Genomic DNA, 17,782 nt, shown 5'->3' with positions numbered 1-17,782 from the left:
TAGGTTTCACTCATAATCTTGACTTGATTGTTCGTCTAAAAAGCATTTTGACTCGTCAGCAATTATTTTTAGATAGTTATCATGCTTTTTTAATGCTGAAATTTCTTTTGATTTACTGTATTTTATTTTTATATCTTTGCTAAACCATTCCGCTTGATTCTTGAAAAGATTTCTCTTTGCCGAATAAAAAACTTTTTTGAAAACAAAAAAAACCGTTAAAAGGATTAAAGAAAGAAGCAGAAATATTTCCATTTTATTAGTTCTTTACTTTAATATTAACTTCTTTAAAGGCTTTTTTAGATTTATGAAAAAAAATACATATAAAGACATGTTAGACAAATACCTTATATTTCTGTACATACCTTGTATTTCCTATTATTGACTTCTGCCTTCTCTTAATAGGTTAGATTATTTATAGCTTATTCATTTACCCTTTAATGAGTTTTGACTTGAAAAATTGCCATTAGCTTAATTATTTGCTAAAGATAGATATATATTTATCTTAGAAAATGTCTTCTTGGCTAAATTATAGCAGAGTTATATATATTTTTTCTAATCTTCTGGTTTTGCCTGCTACATTTATTCCATTAATTGACTTGATTTCAAATATATCTTTTTTTATTGCCTTCATTTTATTTTTGAATGAGAATGTTTTGGTATCATTAGTTTTATGTGTCGTTCTTCTTGTTAAAAATAATTCAAATTATAGATTTAATCTTTTATTAATTCACAAAGGTGAAGAAGTCTCAAAGACAGATTATCAATGTGTATATTTATATGCTTGGTGTACATTGTTAAGATATTTTCTAATTGGATTAGCGGTAAATCGAATATTTCTATTTCTTGAATAAGTTTAGAGTTTGCTTATTTGCTAAAGAGGTTTAAAAATTTTTTCTTCTCCTGTTTTTCAGAGGGATTAATAATTCCAGTATCTGCGTTTAATCTTCTTTTGATGTCTTGAATTGTTTTTTGATGTTGCGCCTCATCTTTGTCTGGATCTAAAGAGTCAAACCAATTTTGTAAATCCCAAGACTGATGTCCATCTTTATTTACTTCTACTTTTACGAATCCCTCTTTGCCTGAAAAGAAATATATACCCTCAGGGAGCTTCTCGAAATCAAATTCTCCTTGCTTTTCCTTTTTGATGTAACCCATTGTTTTTTAAAGAGGTCTTTATCGTTAAATATTCTATTACAGGCTTTCATTTAAATTGATGTAATTCCTTGTTTTGCTACTTAATTATTCTATCTAAATATTTAGGAATTATAATATTCAGTTGCTTTTAGCCCTGGTAGTGTGAATGATTGAAAAAATTGCATAATCTCCATGTGCCCTTTTAGTAAGGAATTCTCTCTTCTTGCGAAAACATTTGAGTACTCAGATTACCTTGAAGATTCAGATTGGAAATTTCAAAAATATAACTTGGTAAATGCCTCTTGCTACTCTGATCTTTTGGAAGATACAGAGTGGGGAACGAGATCGGATGATTTAACTATTGCTTGAAACTTCTTTATATAAAGCTTTTCTATATTTTTAATCTGCGAATGTAAGTTCAGAAATGAATTCTTCGCTTATCCATTCAAGTTGGTGATCTTCATTTTTATTCCTGCCTAAAATAATTATTGGTATAAGAATTTCTTTGCTTTCAATAATATTTCTATATCCAGTTATAAGTTCAGCGTATTTTTTGAATGTCCATCCATTATTTCCTTTTAATTTCCACTCAGAAGAGTTTCTAAGGGATCGATGAAAATCTTCAATTCCAAATTCGTTCCAACATTCTTGAATTGCAAGTAAATGATCGTGACCATCATTGAGTAATTGTTGATATTGAATTATTTCAGGTGCTTCCTGTGAATTGTCTGGTTTAAGTTCTTTGGCTAAATCATAAAGGGTAATTTTTTTGAGCCTGAACCAATCTCTATCAAAAAGAAAAACTGGAAAGTTTAATGACCATATGTTTCCTCTTAAACTTTTGAAAGTGGTAATGAATTCATTCGTGTGCTTTTGGAGAAACTTATATTGTTTTTTCATAAATACCTCCCCTTATGTAATTACTTTTGGTTTTTAACTTTTAGAATTAACGTAAAGCTTTAGCAGCTAAGAGTCAAACCTTATATGTATAAGTATAATATATTGATAGTATATTAATTAGATTTAATGGCTACCGGTAATAAGCGGCCTGAGTGGCTTAATTGGGTTTACCTAGGGATATTTTTATACTCTTCGTATTTTCTATTTAATTATTGGTATGCAATTTTAGAGAAATAATATTAAAGTTAAATAAAAAAAATTTATTTAACTATATTCGTATTGAATTAAAATAAAGTTGAATACTATTTTCTTTTTTTTTCTTTATTTAAGTTAAAGGGCAATATCTTTTGTTTGGAGAGATTTTTGGTTTTGTTGTAATTATCCAGCAAATACTGGCAAACCAATTGTTGCTGTGCTTACTAGTGCTCCGGCGAAAATAAGGAAAGGAATCAAGGGATACTTATTAATCATGAAATTCAAATGTTTAATAACTCATAAGTAATTATACCATACCTAGGTATTTATACCCCGGCCTGGGCTGAAAATAGTCATAATTGCTTGTTCGTTCATACGAGGAGTTGTTCGTCTTTTCACGTCTTCAATTGCCTTTTTGTAGTATCGATATTTTTGTTGATGATCACTAAAGATTTTTATAACACGCCATTTGTCCACAGGGAATCTCTTTTTTACTTCTTCAGCAAGTTGTCTTTCTTCGTTATTTAAATTTTTTTTCTTCAGTTTGTACTCTAGGTTGATCCAATTGAAGAGTTTTTCTAAGTCGCATGTGAGTTCTCCTTTACTTATCAATTTCTCGATGTACTTTTCATCGCCTTCTTCAATAAAAAAGCATTTTTCAGCCGTTGGTAATTTTACGTCATGCAGCAATTCAGCAAAATTTGGTATCAGTTTCACTGACTAACTTAAATAGATACATTTATTATGAAAGGATTTTCCCTTTTCTGTGATTAAAAAAGGAGAGAAAAATGACTAATTTTTTAAATGTGTTTTAATGAATCTATAAAATTATCCTATTAAATATTTTTAGAGAAAAAACATTTTTAAAATCAAATAAATAACTTCATTTACTTATATTAATGCTATTACAATTAAAGGAGATATGAGCTTTTCCTACCTTTTGAGCAATTTTATTTATCAACTTCCTAAAAACTATTAAACTAATCTTTAATTAATACATCTGTTTCTCGAGTAAAAGTTTTTTATTTGTTCACTTTTCAGCTAAATATTTTACCTCTAATTTGATCTAGAGATGGACCCCTCTTTTTCTCCTCGTTATTCAAAGGAATCCAGTTCCAGTCACAACTAACAGTGAGAAGGTACCCTACAAGTAAGTGCCAAGTAAATACTAAGAAAGGGTGATCTAAATGAGGGGCCAAAGGATTCACTGTTAACAGTTTTAATCTTAGCTATTGGGAGGAATTACCACGAGTTCATAGTTTTTTGGGCTAAATTTAAATGTGTCAGGTTTTTTCTGATTTTTCTAACTGCAATGCTCAAACTTACCAAGAAGAGAACCTGACTAATGCTTTTTACACGGGTGTATTTGGTTGTGTTTTTTAATTCTTGTACTTAAGCATCATTGAAGCCTTAAGATCAATTTCGTAAGTTAGGCGTTGCGCAGCTTGGCAGCGCGGATGCTTTTGGAGAGCTAGACCGCATGTTTTAATCTTGTCCTTCTGATCATTCGGTTTTGATAAATTCGACAGATTGATTCCCAAATAACTTCATAAGTAAAAACTTAAAATAATTTTGCCAAGTTTTTAGGCTTTTAGGTGACAATAATTTAATGATTATATAATTTCTAGCTTAAATAGTTTAATTATTTAAATTTTTAGCCAGAATTAAAGTTAATAAATAAGTTTGATTATTTCCTAGTCCTAATGATTATGAAAAATGAATCAGAAAAAGGCTTTTCATTAATTGAGCTAGTAATTGTAGTTTCTGTGCTTTCTGTATTATCTGCAATTGCAGTACCTACTTTCAATTGTTTTCAGCGTAAGTCAAAAGCAACTGCTGCTTTAGCAGCGATTAAACAAATTCAAACTGAGTGTGAAATTAATAAAGCTGATACGGGTATCGAAGGTACGTTTACTTCAAGCAATTTAAATTCTTATCAGATTCAATCAGATGGAACTAGCAGTAACAGTTGCGGAGGTGTCTCGGAAACCGGACTGATTAGTGCAATACCAAACGATACAAACTTATTACCTACTTTCATATTGGCTATTAACAATAGTCAACTAACATATAGCTTTAAAGGGGAGACAGGAACTGATTTCTCGAAATGTTTAAGTATGATTTGTTTTAATGGAAATGCTGGGAGTACAACGGAATTTCAGACTGAATTAGAATCCTATGAATTTGTACAAAAAGACACTTTTTTCAAGAGAAATAATTCATGCTATGTCTTAGTTGACGGACCAAAGTGGAGTGATGCTCAGGCGAATGCAGTAGCAATTGGAGGTAATTTGGTCACAATTAATGATGAGGCAGAGGATAGATGGATAGCTGAAACCTATCTAGAGATTGGGCAAAATATCCCACAGGATTCATGGGGGGTTAGAAATATACATATTGGTCTCACAAGAAGCGGTGATACAGGCGAGAAGCTTCAAAATGCTGCAGGTCATTCAGACGGTTGGGTCTCAGGGGAAAGTTCTTCTTATCGCCCTGGCTTCTGGGGCATAGGTGAAGGAATGGACTGGGATGGTAATTTCAGCTCACTTGTAATACAACAAAACGGAGACATCACATGGAATGACTTCCCTGCTACAAGACATGATGGACAAGGAATGGTAGAGCTAGCATGTAATTAAAAGCCATATTTGATTTGCATAGGGAACGCTAGGTCGCAGTTCGAAATCACTATCTGTCAAATAAAGGATTTATTAACTTATTCACTGTTTTTAGTGCCCAAGGATTTCTTGATAGTTGATAGAGGCCAGAGTCTCTAGTTTGTAAAGCTATAAATAGAACACGTTTTGTATAGATATACTATAAATGTTAGTCGACATTTTTTTATTTAGCCAGAATTAAAAACAATACATTTAATGCCTTAGATCTATTATCCAATGGTTTTAAAGAATCACTTAAAAGAAGAAGGATTCTCTTTGATTGAACTAGTAGTTGTTGTTTCTGTACTGGCAGTCCTATCTGCGATTGCAATCCCCACGTTTAGCTGCTTCCAGAGAAAAGCTCAGGCGACTGCTGCATTGGCAGCAATGAAACAAATTCAAACTGAATGTGAAATTAATAGAATTGATACGGGTAACGCAGGTACATTTACTTCAAGCAATTTAAATTCTTATCAAATCCAATCTGATGGTTCAAATAGTTGTAGTGGTAATCAATCAAATGGATTAATTAGCGCTACCCCAAGCAATTCATCGGTTTTTCCTTCATTTATTCTTGAGGCTAGTACAAATCTTTTGTCATATTCATTTAAAGGGTTAAGTGGAATAAACTTTAATGCTTGTTTAAATGCAATTTGTGGTTCTTCTGATGACCAGTCTCTTGAAGGATTGATAATCAAAAATGCTGATGTCATAATGCCCGACTCTTTATCTAAAAGAGGGTGTTCGGCTTATGTTTTAATCAAAGGTTCATCATGGACCGAGGCTAATGATAACGCCCAGAAATTAGGTGGCTTTTTAACGACTCCAAATAACACAGATGAGAATCAGTATTTAATAGATACTTATACAGATAAGTTGTCTTCGCCTGATCCTAACTGGGGAGATGGACTTCGTGCAGGAGCTTGGATTGGATTGAGTTCAGATTCTGAAGGTGATTTTAATTGGGCTAATGGTAATGATTTAGATGAAGATTTTGAATCCCCCTATGGGGCAGGGCAAGGTGGCTGGAATAATCAATATCATCAGAGTGGACAAGCAGGAGGTTTCCATTTGTTAATGAAGGATCCCTCTGGTCATGCAGAAAGACATGGGGGATTAAATGGATGGTGGCAAGAACCAGTCAACCCTAAAGAATATTATGGATTAGAAGATGATGCTTATTGGCCTTACAATTGGGGTATTGCAGAAGTCCCTATATGTAATTGATCAGAATTTGTCTTAGTATTCCTCAAAAAATAGTTCTTGGAATCTAAAAAAAAACTATATTTTTTTAGATGTTTATAAATATTGTTTTGTAGGAAAGCTTGAAAAATAAGGTCAAAAAATCATTGCAAAATTGTAATTCATTATTATTAGTCAAAATTTTTGAGAATTTATTTTCTATTGGCAGCTATCAGTGGCTACGATCTTAATTGACAGGGCGTGGAGCAGCTCGGTAGAGCGGGTGCTTTGGGAGCGGAATTTTAGACAAGCAACAGCCCTGTAGTAGCAGGGCTTTTTTAATGCGACAAACCCTTAATGAGTGATAGCGAGTGATAAGGAAATATTAAAATGGGGTGCTTATAAGATATTCGGTTGCTTTCTTAGCACCCTCACTTCTGCATTACTTCGCTGAGCTTCTATAAGTGCTTCTTGCTTCTCTGGAGATGGATATTCGGTCAGCTTGGTCATTAGTTCCAAAGTTGTATGCTGGATGATTTCGGAGTAAATAAACGTCCTATCTGGTGTAGGTGGCATCTAAATCATTACGAATATACACTGAGGATAGTGTTACTGGATATCTTTGGTACATGATCTTTACATGAAAATCTGGAAATCCTTAAGCAGTTCCCTTCTCGAATGAACAGATGACTTTCATAGTCTATTTTTTATAAGAATATTCACGTTCATAGTCTCGCCGTTTTAATTCGTCTTTATTGGCTATTCATTAACTTTCTTTAGATAGATAGCGAGTGACAAAACTCTCTAAATGATTCTATTTGATCATTATTGAGTCAAGCTTTAGGGAATTTATATTTTCTTAGCAGCTATCAGGGGCTACAATCTTGGTTGACGGGGCGTGGCGCAGCTTGGTAGCGCGGGTGCTTTGGGAGCACTAGGTCGCAGGTTCGAATCCTGTCGCCCCGATCAGTCATAGACAGGTTTCCCAGCCTGTCTTTTTTAATGGGAAATTGTAGTTTGGGAAAAAATTGGGAAAAGCGTCTAGTGACAGCCTGAATTCTTCTAGTTTTTCCCAAGACTTTTAAATATGTTGTTGCAGATTGGAATTTATCAAGCTAGCTTTTGGCCAAGATTAGATTTCTAATTTCAAGCACCCCTACGTTTGGGTATCAAAAGGAGTTCACTCTCTTCCCAAGCAAAAACAAAAGATCAGGAGAAGCGGAAGTTCTGCCTGTGAACCAAGTGAAGGTAACTGACTTTCGTGTTTCTGGATTAGGTGTCGGATTAGCCCCAGAAGCTGGATTGACCAAATGATTTTAAAAAGAAGAGAGACTTCCAGATCTAATTAGATTTGGCTCCACGGAGGAAAAAGGGCGGGTCTCAAATAATCGGTACTACTTATTTAATAGTGATTTCTTGGTTTGGAAAATCTCAAGCATCAAAAATGCTGGGAATGTCTGAGGCAACTTTGTGGAGCCTCAAAAATACTTGTGAATTAGAAGCTGGCAAGCATTGGTTGTATAGCACTGGCAAAAAAGCTTCAACTGTTTTGTTCAATGTTGACGAAATTAGAAATTGGCAAATTGAGCAAACAAAAATTACTGAAGAGGCTCCTCTTACAGCAGCCGAAGGGATAGCCACCTATCAAAAAATGGGTGCTTGAAAATGACATCACAAAAAAAAGGCCCCTCGTCACAAGAAAACGAGAAGTCCGAATACCCTGCACCAATCCTAACCAATCTGACTGTTGAGGATTTAAAAAATTACTTAATGAAAAAGTGGAGCAAAGCTGATTTCAATTTCGTTATTGAGCATTTAGCCGAGACAACCGCTCAGAATTATTCGCTAGTTTCACAAATTCAAGAATTACAAACTGGTTATACAGCTCTAGCCGAAGCCAACCTCAACAGAAAGAAAGAGTTAATCAAGATCACTTTTGAACAGCACCGAATACACGAGCAATATGCAAAAAATCTTAGTGACGTAATTGATCGAATTGAAGCAGTGGGGTTGTAAAAATGATTGAAGAAATTCAAGTCTTTGGACAAGAAGAGTCAGAGATTTTCCCTGACCCAAATAGACCAACATATTCAACTAATCCAATTGTTGGTTGGATGTGGGGTTGGATATCTTTGGGAAAAAGAAGAAAGTTACACGCTGGTGATTTTTGTACTCTTCTCAATAAGCACTTTGGAGCGAGGCTGGCATGGAATGAATTATCAATGGAGCCAGAACTTGATGGACAGAGAATAGAACCAGTATTCAGCGATAAATTATCAACACATCTGTCTGATCGTGGTTTTAAAATTACCAGTGAAGCCGCTGTCGATGCTTTTATTGTTGCCTGTCAAAAAAATCCATATCATCCAATAAAAAAATACCTTCTTGATTTATTAGCTAACAATCACCTATTTGAAGCGGACATTAATACTCTTGCTGAAGAGTATTTGGCAATAGATAAAAATCACAAAAGCAAATCTTTGTACAACAGAATGTTGGCCAATTGTTTGGTAGGAGCAGTTTCAAGAGTTTTTAAACCTGGAATTAAATTCGATACCGCACTGATACTTCAGGGTCCGCAAGGTCTTAACAAATCTGCTTGTTTTAAAACTCTTGTTGGTGAAGATTGGTTCTCTGATACCACTATTGGTGAGGGGAAGGATGCTTACCTGCAACTTCATCGAGGATGGGTTCATGAAATTCAAGAACTAGATCACCTCACCAATAAAAAAGATGCGGGTAGCTTAAAAGGCTTACTTAGTAGTTCCTCAGATACATTCAGAGTTCCATATGGAAGAAATGTTCAACTTTTCCCAAGGCCCAGCATCCTTGTAGGCACATGCAACCGATTGGATTTTCTCGTTGATCCAACTGGTAATAGACGATTCAATATCATCAGCCTTCCAAACCAAAAGATTAATCTTGAAAAAATAGAACAAGATCGTGATCGAATTTGGAAAGCTGCTCACCTCGCTTATCTAAATGGCTACAAGTGTTATCTGTCTCCTGAAGAACATGCTCAATCAGAGTTGAATAATAGTGACTTTGAAGCTGAGCATCCTTTTTATTCAAGCTTGTATGAGTGGGTAAATAAGCAAGGATCAGATGGATTCTCTGCAGAAACAGCTCTCCACTTAAGTGGTTGCAGAGATCGTGGTCGTATAACAGCTCACGATTGTAAGGAAGCTGGTAACGCTCTAAGAGAATTAGGTTTCGTCCAAGATAAAAATCAAAAACGAATTAATGGAGTCAAGCAACCAAGACTATGGAGAAAGTCTGCCTCAGAAGCCTCAGTAGATTTGGCTTCTTCCGAGGCGGGGTAAACCTGTTCTGGTGGTTGGGCTTTAGCCCTTCCGCCTCAGTGTCTCAGATAATAAAGTTGAAGGTAGTAATTTATAGATAGATAACAATACTGGGAAAGGTATAGAAAATGCCGAGACACCTGAGGCACCGAGACAGCATTAATTATGTATCGAAATTGAAATATGTATTTAAGCTGTTTTAAGACATTTTTAGTCGTTTTAACATTAATTAAGAGTTATTAGTTGGCATATAATACTATTTAGTTTTTAATTTCATTTACCCACCAAAACAACAGCTATACCAATAGTTTTTACAGATAAAATATATTATTCGCAATATTTTATGACTCAGCTTTTAGTTGATGACGACACACCAAGAGTGTGCAAACACGTCCTAGATGATGCTCTTACTTCACCAATGAGAAGACGTTATCTGCAATTACAAAAAGAGGAAAGGAATGACTACAAAAACCGTTGAAATCAAAAGGAGATTTCTTCCCATGGATGCTCAAACAGAACGGGATAATCTCACTTTTTCATTTAGTAGTGAGCAACCAGTAGAAAGATATTTTGGAGAGGAAGTACTCGACCATGATGAGGAATCTGTTGATTTAACTCGTCTAAATACAGGTGCAGCTCCACTATTGTTCAACCATGATCCCAACCAAGTTTTGGGCAAAGTCACCAAAGCTTGGATCGAAGACAAGAGAGGCAAAGCCACTATTAAATGGGCGACTAATCCAAGAGCATTAGAGATTAGAAAAGATGTTGAAAATAATATTCTGGAAAATATTTCTGTTGGATATCAAGTCAATCAAGTAGAGCAAGACGAAGAAATAACAAGAGCTATTTCATGGCAACCAGTTGAGTTGAGCATCGTTTCAATCCCTGCTGATCCATCTATTGGCGTTAATCGTTCCACATCAATTCCTGCTAATCAAATGACAACAACTCCAGTTTCAAACTACGAACCAATCAACACATCTATTCCAGATGAGTTTGCAAGAGAATCAGATAATTTCTCTATTATTCAAGCTGCAAAAGGTATCGCATCTGGCAGAGGTTTATCTGGAAGAGAGTTAGAAATAAATACAGAACTTGAAAGAGTTAATGGCAAAAGAACTCAAGGCTTCTTCGTCCCTTCTAACGGTTGGTCTACAAGGGCTTATGTGGCTGGCACTGCTGCTTCTGGTGGCAATCTGATTGCGACTGAACATCTTGCAGATCGATTTGTAGATAGTCTCAGAAACAGCCTTGCTGTAGCTGAACTTGGAGCAACAATGCTTCCATCATTAGTGGGCAATGTCGATATTCCTACTCGTAGTGGATCAGCCAGTGCCTATTGGATTGGTGCAGACAATTCTGACTCAATTACTGAGTCAACTGGAGCTTTAGGCAGTATTGCAATGACACCCAAAACCATTGGTGCATATAGCAAATTCAGTCATTTAATGGATCTACAGGCAACACCAGAGATAGAGGGTTTAGTAAGAAGTGATTTCCTAGCTGTTATTGCAGAGGCAATTGATTTAGCTGCTATTACAGGAACAGGATCATCTAATCAACCTAGAGGAATTCTCAACACAAGTGGAATAGGTAGCGTTGCAGGTGGAACAAATGGTCTTGCACCAACAATTGATCATTTACTTGAGCTAAAAAAAGAAATCTCTATTGATAACGCTGATGTCTCAACGGCTGGCTATTTAACTAATACCAAAGTTGAAGCAGCACTATCACAACTTAAAGACGATCAAAGTAATTATCTATTAAATCCTTATGGTGCATCTTTAGGTGATTCAAGGATCAGCGGTAGACGTTTAGTTGTTAGCAACAATGTTCCAAGCAACTTATCTAAAGGCACTGGATCAAATTTAAGTGCAATTATTTATGGAAACTTTGCAGACTTAATGATTGGAATGTGGGGTAACTTAGAAATTCTTGTTGATCCATATACAGACTTTGCAAAAGGAACAACAGGTATTAGAGCCTTACAATCAATCGATATAGCTGTTAGGCACCCTCAATCATTTGCTGCAATGGTTGACGCCATTGCTACCTAATTCTTATTACTAAATAATAAATTGGGGGGAGTTTCAGGAGTGTTTCTCCCCCCCCTTATTATTGTCTATATATGGTGTGATGGATCTTCTCTGGCCGTTTTGATGAGGTTACTTTCGGGGCCCAAAATTCCAGTAAGCACAGGCCACTAAATATGGACACGGTTTTACACGGATCTTTAACAGAAAAGCCGAGAAGTATAGCATTAACTACTGTTTACGCAAATGTAAAAAACGTAAGATGAAACAACAAACAAGAACCTTCGAAGTTTTCACTATCTCCCAGACAGCACGATTATTAGGATATAAATCTACTAAAACCCTCTATAGATTGTTAAATAAGGGTAAACTTGATGATTATGTAGTCGAGTCAATTTCAGGAAGAGTATTCTTCCAACTCCAACCTCAAGGATGTATACCTTTAGAACAAAAAATTAGAAGAAATATTCAAAGAAGAGTTTATAACGTGCTTTAAAAAATACACGTCTCAACCAAAACCAGTCATCTCAGTAAAGAGTGCTTTGTTTTCTGCTGCTTCTGCAAAGCCTAAAAGGAGTTCATATCTTGTTTCAGTACCTGCATTTAAATTACCTAGCCAATAGTTATAACCATCTTGGTCATAGTCCCTACCAAGGACATTTGTATAAAGAGTCTCAACATACTTTGCATTAGAAACGTTCTCTCCGTATCGCTCCTTAAATTCTGCAGAAACTAAGAAAGAAGATGCAACTGCTCTTGAATCATTCTCTCCAGAACTATATTTACCAATCCAATACTTCAACCCATCAGGATCTGGAAGGCGTTTGAAAGAAGCGTTATATAAACGGAACATCTTTGCATCGTCTGTGTCTAAACCAGTGACTTGGTCAAATGTCCCTTTGATATCAACAATGGCACTTACATCACGGAAGGAGCTAGTTGTTGCTTCTCCTGTAAATGTTAGTAGAGGATAGCCAGTGATATCGTCATAGCCAGAATCAGTTTTGATCTCATATTTACCATTACCTTTGTTGTAGAACTTATAATCGCTAAAATTACCGCTATAGGTTTTAACTACGTCTACTTTTGATTCTTCTACTGTTTGATCAGTAAATTGAATGTATTCAATATTTTTAAGAGTATCGGTTCCATCGGTTGTACCTGTCGTACGTTGATCGGCTATTTGTAGGGTGTCTGTGCCACGGGTAAAGGAATAGTTGGAGAAGCTGGCGGTATAAGTAACTGTATCTGTACCACCTAGCCCATCGATTGAATCGTTACCACTCGTACTTTGTAAACTATCAGTGCTGGATGTTCCTGAAATGGTTGCGGTGAATTCATCGATATCATTAACAGAAAGCGTGAATGTTTTGGCGTAGGTTTCACCACTACTATCAGTTGTTTGTAAGCGAATGTTGTAGGAAGATTTTGTCTCGTAATCAGGAGAAGCTTTGATTTTTAAAGATGAACCATCAATGGTGAATGAATCATTATCGGTATCACCTGAGCCAGTTACTAAGGAGTAGGTATGCGTATCGGATGAATCAGCATCCGTCGTTGAGAGAGTTGCGACCGTAGAAGCTGCAGCAATATGCTCATTAAAGGAAGAAGATGAGAGGCTGATATTAGATGGAGTTTGATTAGTTAAAGAGGTGTCATTGATTGGAATGGTTATACTTTCTTCATCAATAGAAAAAATTAAATTTTCTATTCCTTCAGTGAGTGCATCAGATTTTAAGCCAAAAGTTATAGTTGTATCTCCATCTGAATCAACTGTGACCGATCCATTTGTTGAGCCAGAACTTAAATCTGAATCTGAAATACCAGAAATTGAATAATTATATGTAGCCCCACCAACAATATGATCAGTGTCTATATTTATGGTGATTGATTCGCCTTCATCGGCTCCAGTTGAAACGACATTATTATTTGCAGATAATCTGACAAATTTTTCAGCCCATTTGTAGATTTCCCATCCATAGTCTGCAAGAACAGCTAGGTCTAAATTTGTTATTTGATACTTCGCTCCCGATTTTCTTTCATACATAAGATTATGTTTTGAATCTCCTAATGCATGATGTGCTTGGGTCAGGTTCCAAGGCATTGAAGTGCCTAATACCTTATTGATATTGGTTCCAGTGACATAGCCATTGTCACCAATAATGTCGAAATCAAAGGGAGAGAAGGTAGGGTTATTTATTGCCCAGAATCCTAAGCCATGAAAAATTTCATGAACCATCACGGCGAAGAAATTCATTTCTCCTGAATTAGATATTGTTGGATTTTCCTCGACTGCATCAAGAGAGTAACTATAGTCATCAACTATGTATGCTGTTTCATCTCCATATCCTTTCCAAAGAACATCAGTTACCCAACTTGAAATCCATGTTCCCGCATCTATTTCCCTTCCATTACTAGCTGTTGTATCTATACCAGTTGTTGCTTCAACATATGCAGCTGTCCTGTATTCTCCTGATTTACTATCGAATACATGTCCTCCATGACAGGCATATGCATTGCCAGTTTCCTCCCAATTCTTAACTGTATTGTTGATATCAAATTCAATACCAATATCTAGTGTTCCCTGCCATTTGAGATATTCTCCAATATATTTAATTGCAGCTTCACCATTTAGGGCTAAAAGGGATTCGCTTACGTTTAAATTTGCAGGTCGATTGATAACTGAGACTGTATATTTGCTTCCAGATGCAGTAACACCACTCAGAGTCATATCAGTCCGATTAAGTGTATAGTTTTTATATTTTTACTATATCAACTTGTCTGAGCCTTTTAGTTCTTAATTGATAAACCCATATCAAAAGTTAAAAAATCTCTTAGTTGCTTCTTTATTTAATCAAGAGTTTTAGCTCAATGTTTTTTTAGTCAGACATCAATCCTTCAAAGCCAATGCCCAATTAGGTGCAACTGAATTAACACCAAGTCTTTGTTTGGCTGCTCCAGACGCAACTTTGACGACAATTCCGTCACAAGGAAGATTCTCAAATAATTCACCAGCCAACCATTCTTTATGCCATTTTTTAACTTGCTTTGGATCTGCAGTTCTATTTGTTGGCGGAATTTCAAAGAACCACGATTCTAATTTTTTAATATCATCAATTTCATTTTGAGTTGATCCAAGAATTTCATAAGCCACGAAAGAAAGCCCCATACCTGTGGGAACTCGCTTTCTTAAATGACCAGCTGCTAATGCTTGGCTTTTAGTTCTACTTAAATTTGGCCCATATAATTCGCCTCTAATTTCTACTGGACTTTCACTTACTGACTCACCAAGTTCAGGCAGCTCCAGAGGAATATTTGCAATAGTTCTAGCTGCCTCGGTTACATCTTTCCCACTCCTAGTAAAGGCTCCTACTAATGTTCCAGATTGGTATCTAAGGCCAAGAGCGCAGCCATCAAATTTAGGCTGAACAATCATGGTTTCATTTCTAGCTTTCTCAGCCCACCATTCGGAAAAGCAGCTATTACCAAGTGAAAGAAGTTTCATACCTTCTGGATTAATTGCAGGATGATTAGGATTTCTTGCTTTGAGTTGTTTAACTAGCTGATCAAATTCAACATCAGATATTTTGGCCTCTCCTTTCCTGTAGCAATCATCAAAATATTGAATTTTTTTGGCTAGGTCTTTGGTGTTCATGCTGCTATCCCTTCAAAGGCAGCTTTATACATTTCGGTAGTTCCATCTGGTTGAAATCTTGCATAATTTTCGAGGTGGACTTCGGCTGTGTGTCCCATTGCTTCAGCAATGTTTTTGATTGGAAAACCCAAAGCATGACTAGCTTTTGCGTATCGATGCCTAAACGTATAAGGGACGAGAACCTCATCGATTTTTGTTGCCTCCTCTCTGTATTGCTTCCATAATTTCCATCCTCTTAGATGGGTTCTAAGTGCCATAGCTGTCTCACCTTCACGCCCTAGAGGTGGCATTTCTTCACCAAGTTGGATTCTTTTTATAAGGTTGAATTCAATGGCTTTCCCATCAATATTTTTTAAAGGAATAGGTGATAGTTTTCTACGTTTTGTTTTCTTACCTTTCTTCCCACCCATGCTTTTCCCGTAAGTACACCAAAGTTCACCATCAATAATTCTTAGATATTTTAATTCTGCTGGCCTTAATCCAAATACCGCTAAAAGTTGGTAGACATATTTCCATTTATCATCCGGTTCGTTTTCTATTAACGAAAGAATCTGAATATCACTTAAGGCATAACCAATTCTTTTATCATCTCTGATCTCTGGAATAACAGCAGGCGGAGCGAAATTCGCGGTGAGCTTTGCATTTAATACTGCCCATTCAAGAAATCCTTTTAATACTCTTCTAGAAATTTGCCTTGCTCTTGATCCTTGTTCCCAAGGCTCCAACGCCTGCATCATTAATTCAGTTCCATTTGTAGGCTTTTTCTTTTTCGCCATCAATCTTTCCACTTGATTTAAAACAGGCGGTTTTATTGCTTTCTCTAATTGCTCAGATGTCTTGTAATAACTTTTTCCCCATGTTTTGGCAGAGGCTTGCGGTACAAATTTTTTATAAGCAGTAAATAGTTCTTCCCAGTTAGTCTCAATTGTTGAATTGGATGCACTGGTGATGTCACAAGCACCAGCAAGCGTTGTTGTTTTTCCAGTATGGAACCTTTTAAATATTTGCTTGATTTCCTCTACTCCAACAGCAAAGCCAGATTTGCTCCATTTATAAGGAAGAGTTCTACTTTCCTTTTTTCCATTAACAAGAACTTCTAATTTAATATTTCCAGCACTTTGCGATACATACCAACCAGAACCTTTGCCAAAGAATTCTTTTAGTTGGTCTTTGTAGTGCTTAACCCATTCTTCTTTTTGCTTGGTTTGTGGCACTTATCAAAACGTTGTAGGCACTAGGTATATTATTGGGAAAAACTTGGGAAAAAGCAACCATATTTTAGAAAGTATTAGAAAGTATTAGAAAGAAACTGTAGATATAATTAGAGTTATAGCTTTAAAGACAAGTTATAGCTTAATCAAACCTATCGCTTTGGGAGCACTAGGTCGCAGGTTCGAATCCTGTCGCCCCGATCAGTCAGAGACAGGTTCCCCAGCCTGTCTTTTTTAATGCAAAAATGAGACTGGGATCTCAGCGGGATCTCCCGAGTAGTTACTTGTCTTTAGTGGCAATGGTTTTGACCTCTCTGTGTTGGTTAGCCCTACCTCAACCGGCCTAGAGGAATAATGAATTTCTAGTTATGTTCCTTGAACATTGGTTATCAGTGAGCATTGATCCAATGAGAGTTAAGGAAGGTGTACTGCATAGCAACTTCCTTTTCTCGCTAAACCTTTTCTCTAATTAGAAATGACTTCAAGTAATAAGGCTGATAATCATTGGTCTGATTATTCCAGAGGATCAAAATTTGGAAAAATAATTGCATACGGCATTGGTGCAAAGCTAACTATTCTTGCAGGATTCCTTTTTTATATGATGGCCAACTAATAAAAAAGGACTGAGCTAAGTCAGTCCTGAGTATTCATCCAAAAATGATTTCAACTATAGATAAGTCAATTATTTAAGATGCGTAGATTTTTTTCGCAGTAGTAACAAATTGCTCGTCTGAGAACACAGCCTCTACTTCGCACATACATCCAAACCCTTTGATCCAAGGAGCAGCGTGTTCCCACATCTTGCTGATATCAGTTGCTTCAGCGACGAAGCTACCTGTTCCATTAAGTGGGTTGGTTACACGCCAAAGAATTTTAAAACCTTCAGTTTCGTCAGCTGGACCACCAGCTTCAAGATATTCAAGAAATTTTTCTCCTCCTGCAAATGATGATTCCTGAGTAGGAAATGCCCAGTCAAGTTTAAAAAGAGCCATTGAAGAAAAATATATTTGAATTTGATTTTTAACGAAAATCGAGATGAAAGATGCAAAAAGTCTTCCAATTAACATCAAGTAACTTTCGAGGTGGCCTCCCGACGGATGAATTTGTGTAGTATTTTCCGTCAACTACATTCTTATCTTCTGTGAGAATATTTAGTGAAATTTTTTAGTGATAATTATGGATGCTCCCGTTCAACACATAAATTTATTCAATGCAATGCTTGCTTTATATGTAATTGGTTATCAAATAACCATTTGCGTTGATTGGAGTTGGATTCCTATGAATAAAGAGGATTACCAACTTCCTTATCAAGATAAATGGAGTGTTAATCAATAATGACTCCTGATATTTTTAATCAAGCAGCAGCTGAATCAAAACAATTTGGCCTTTGGCTTCCGGTAATAGGAGTCATCATTGTTTTTTTAGGAATGAATATGAGAGTTGAAATTAAAATCCAGAAAGAAGAAGAATTTGATAATAAGGATTGACTGAGTCATTTCATTCCTGCGTT

Annotated in this window: 22 protein-coding genes and 1 tRNA gene; 14 read left to right on the top strand and 9 right to left on the bottom strand. The window is 35.9% G+C overall.

Annotated elements, in window-relative coordinates; genetic code table 11:
• Positions 1–6 precede the first annotated feature (6 nt).
• Complete coding sequence (locus EW15_RS06630) at positions 7–252, bottom strand: hypothetical protein (RefSeq protein WP_038653410.1); 246 nt, start codon at positions 250–252, stop codon at positions 7–9.
• 257 nt (positions 253–509) lie between these two features.
• On the opposite strand from EW15_RS06630, the gene EW15_RS06625 reads away from it, so the two are divergent.
• The gene (locus tag EW15_RS06625; RefSeq protein ID WP_225866538.1) at positions 510–851 is read left to right on the top strand and encodes a hypothetical protein; all 342 of its coding nucleotides are present in this window, start codon (positions 510–512) and stop codon (positions 849–851) included.
• Positions 852–864: 13 nt separating this feature from the next.
• On the opposite strand, the gene EW15_RS06620 is transcribed toward EW15_RS06625, so the two are convergent.
• The 3 genes from EW15_RS06620 to EW15_RS06610 form a co-directional block, all read right to left on the bottom strand.
• Positions 865–1,155 carry a hypothetical protein gene (locus tag EW15_RS06620; RefSeq protein ID WP_038653407.1) on the bottom strand — a complete coding sequence of 97 codons (291 nt, stop codon included), beginning with the start codon at positions 1,153–1,155 and terminating at the stop codon, positions 865–867.
• A 378-nt stretch (positions 1,156–1,533) separates the two neighbouring features.
• Positions 1,534–2,034: a hypothetical protein gene (locus EW15_RS06615; protein WP_038653404.1), complete on the bottom strand. Its 501-nt coding sequence runs from the start codon at positions 2,032–2,034 to the stop codon at positions 1,534–1,536.
• 513 nt (positions 2,035–2,547) lie between these two features.
• Positions 2,548–2,946, bottom strand: coding sequence for a hypothetical protein (locus EW15_RS06610; RefSeq protein ID WP_038653401.1), 399 nt, complete (start codon positions 2,944–2,946; stop codon positions 2,548–2,550).
• A 986-nt stretch (positions 2,947–3,932) separates the two neighbouring features.
• Here EW15_RS06610 and EW15_RS10350 point away from each other — a divergent pair.
• Both EW15_RS10350 and EW15_RS11495 read left to right on the top strand, forming a co-directional pair.
• Positions 3,933–4,868, top strand: coding sequence for a prepilin-type N-terminal cleavage/methylation domain-containing protein (locus EW15_RS10350; RefSeq protein WP_052041193.1), 936 nt, complete (start codon positions 3,933–3,935; stop codon positions 4,866–4,868).
• Between the two features lie 255 nt (positions 4,869–5,123).
• Positions 5,124–6,113: a prepilin-type N-terminal cleavage/methylation domain-containing protein gene (locus EW15_RS11495; RefSeq protein ID WP_052041192.1), complete on the top strand. Its 990-nt coding sequence runs from the start codon at positions 5,124–5,126 to the stop codon at positions 6,111–6,113.
• A 354-nt stretch (positions 6,114–6,467) separates the two neighbouring features.
• On the opposite strand, the gene EW15_RS10930 is transcribed toward EW15_RS11495, so the two are convergent.
• Positions 6,468–6,644 carry a hypothetical protein gene (locus EW15_RS10930; RefSeq protein WP_156095770.1) on the bottom strand — a complete coding sequence of 59 codons (177 nt, stop codon included), beginning with the start codon at positions 6,642–6,644 and terminating at the stop codon, positions 6,468–6,470.
• A gap of 316 nt (positions 6,645–6,960) precedes the next feature.
• Between EW15_RS10930 and EW15_RS06590 the strand changes: the two genes are divergently transcribed.
• The 8 genes from EW15_RS06590 to EW15_RS06560 all read left to right on the top strand — a co-directional run bounded on the left by EW15_RS06590 (position 6,961) and on the right by EW15_RS06560 (position 11,902).
• Positions 6,961–7,034 (top strand) — tRNA-Pro (locus EW15_RS06590).
• A 156-nt stretch (positions 7,035–7,190) separates the two neighbouring features.
• Positions 7,191–7,382 (top strand): hypothetical protein, encoded by a 192-nt coding sequence (locus EW15_RS06585; RefSeq protein WP_038653396.1) that lies wholly within the window; start codon positions 7,191–7,193, stop codon positions 7,380–7,382.
• 94 nt (positions 7,383–7,476) lie between these two features.
• On the top strand, positions 7,477–7,731 hold the full coding sequence (locus EW15_RS06580; RefSeq protein WP_038653393.1) for a hypothetical protein: 255 nt from the start codon (positions 7,477–7,479) through the stop codon (positions 7,729–7,731).
• Positions 7,732–7,733: 2 nt separating this feature from the next.
• The gene (locus EW15_RS06575; protein ID WP_038653390.1) at positions 7,734–8,084 is read left to right on the top strand and encodes a hypothetical protein; all 351 of its coding nucleotides are present in this window, start codon (positions 7,734–7,736) and stop codon (positions 8,082–8,084) included.
• Positions 8,085–8,086: 2 nt separating this feature from the next.
• Positions 8,087–9,391, top strand: a complete 1,305-nt coding sequence (locus tag EW15_RS10340) for a VapE domain-containing protein (RefSeq protein ID WP_052041191.1) — start codon at positions 8,087–8,089, stop codon at positions 9,389–9,391.
• 322 nt (positions 9,392–9,713) lie between these two features.
• Positions 9,714–9,848, top strand: coding sequence for a hypothetical protein (locus EW15_RS11640; RefSeq protein WP_255327220.1), 135 nt, complete (start codon positions 9,714–9,716; stop codon positions 9,846–9,848).
• Complete coding sequence (locus EW15_RS06565) at positions 9,829–11,430, top strand: phage major capsid protein (protein WP_038653387.1); 1,602 nt, start codon at positions 9,829–9,831, stop codon at positions 11,428–11,430. Before EW15_RS11640 ends, EW15_RS06565 begins: the two co-directional genes overlap by 20 nt.
• Positions 11,431–11,668: 238 nt before the next feature.
• The gene (locus EW15_RS06560) at positions 11,669–11,902 is read left to right on the top strand and encodes a hypothetical protein (protein WP_038653384.1); all 234 of its coding nucleotides are present in this window, start codon (positions 11,669–11,671) and stop codon (positions 11,900–11,902) included.
• Between the two features lie 12 nt (positions 11,903–11,914).
• Here the strand turns inward: EW15_RS06560 and EW15_RS10690 are convergent, their stop codons facing one another.
• The 3 genes from EW15_RS10690 to EW15_RS06545 all read right to left on the bottom strand — a co-directional run bounded on the left by EW15_RS10690 (position 11,915) and on the right by EW15_RS06545 (position 16,275).
• Positions 11,915–14,137, bottom strand: a complete 2,223-nt coding sequence (locus EW15_RS10690) for a DUF4214 domain-containing protein (RefSeq protein ID WP_225866537.1) — start codon at positions 14,135–14,137, stop codon at positions 11,915–11,917.
• Positions 14,138–14,296: 159 nt separating this feature from the next.
• On the bottom strand, positions 14,297–15,061 hold the full coding sequence (locus tag EW15_RS06550; protein ID WP_052041190.1) for a hypothetical protein: 765 nt from the start codon (positions 15,059–15,061) through the stop codon (positions 14,297–14,299).
• Positions 15,058–16,275 carry a hypothetical protein gene (locus EW15_RS06545; RefSeq protein ID WP_038653381.1) on the bottom strand — a complete coding sequence of 406 codons (1,218 nt, stop codon included), beginning with the start codon at positions 16,273–16,275 and terminating at the stop codon, positions 15,058–15,060. Before EW15_RS06545 ends, EW15_RS06550 begins: the two co-directional genes overlap by 4 nt.
• 472 nt (positions 16,276–16,747) lie before the next feature.
• Here EW15_RS06545 and EW15_RS11320 point away from each other — a divergent pair, with 472 nt between their 5' ends.
• Positions 16,748–16,885, top strand: a complete 138-nt coding sequence (locus EW15_RS11320; RefSeq protein ID WP_197049664.1) for a hypothetical protein — start codon at positions 16,748–16,750, stop codon at positions 16,883–16,885.
• Between the two features lie 73 nt (positions 16,886–16,958).
• Here the strand turns inward: EW15_RS11320 and EW15_RS06540 are convergent, their stop codons facing one another.
• On the bottom strand, positions 16,959–17,264 hold the full coding sequence (locus EW15_RS06540) for a DUF3303 domain-containing protein (RefSeq protein WP_038655309.1): 306 nt from the start codon (positions 17,262–17,264) through the stop codon (positions 16,959–16,961).
• A gap of 184 nt (positions 17,265–17,448) precedes the next feature.
• Between EW15_RS06540 and EW15_RS11315 the strand changes: the two genes are divergently transcribed.
• Together EW15_RS11315 and EW15_RS10925 are read left to right on the top strand one after the other, a co-directional pair.
• Entirely contained in the window at positions 17,449–17,607 is a 159-nt protein-coding gene (locus EW15_RS11315; RefSeq protein ID WP_197049663.1) for a hypothetical protein, read from the top strand.
• Positions 17,607–17,759, top strand: a complete 153-nt coding sequence (locus EW15_RS10925; protein ID WP_156095769.1) for a hypothetical protein — start codon at positions 17,607–17,609, stop codon at positions 17,757–17,759. The genes EW15_RS11315 and EW15_RS10925 overlap by 1 nt, the downstream gene beginning before the upstream one ends.
• The last annotated feature ends 23 nt before the right edge of the window (positions 17,760–17,782 follow it).

The sequence above is a fragment of the Prochlorococcus sp. MIT 0801 genome, from assembly GCF_000757865.1.
Classification (GTDB): domain Bacteria; phylum Cyanobacteriota; class Cyanobacteriia; order PCC-6307; family Cyanobiaceae; genus Prochlorococcus_B.
Note: the sequence above shows the minus strand (reverse complement) of the source record. Positions and strands in the feature narration are given on the sequence as shown.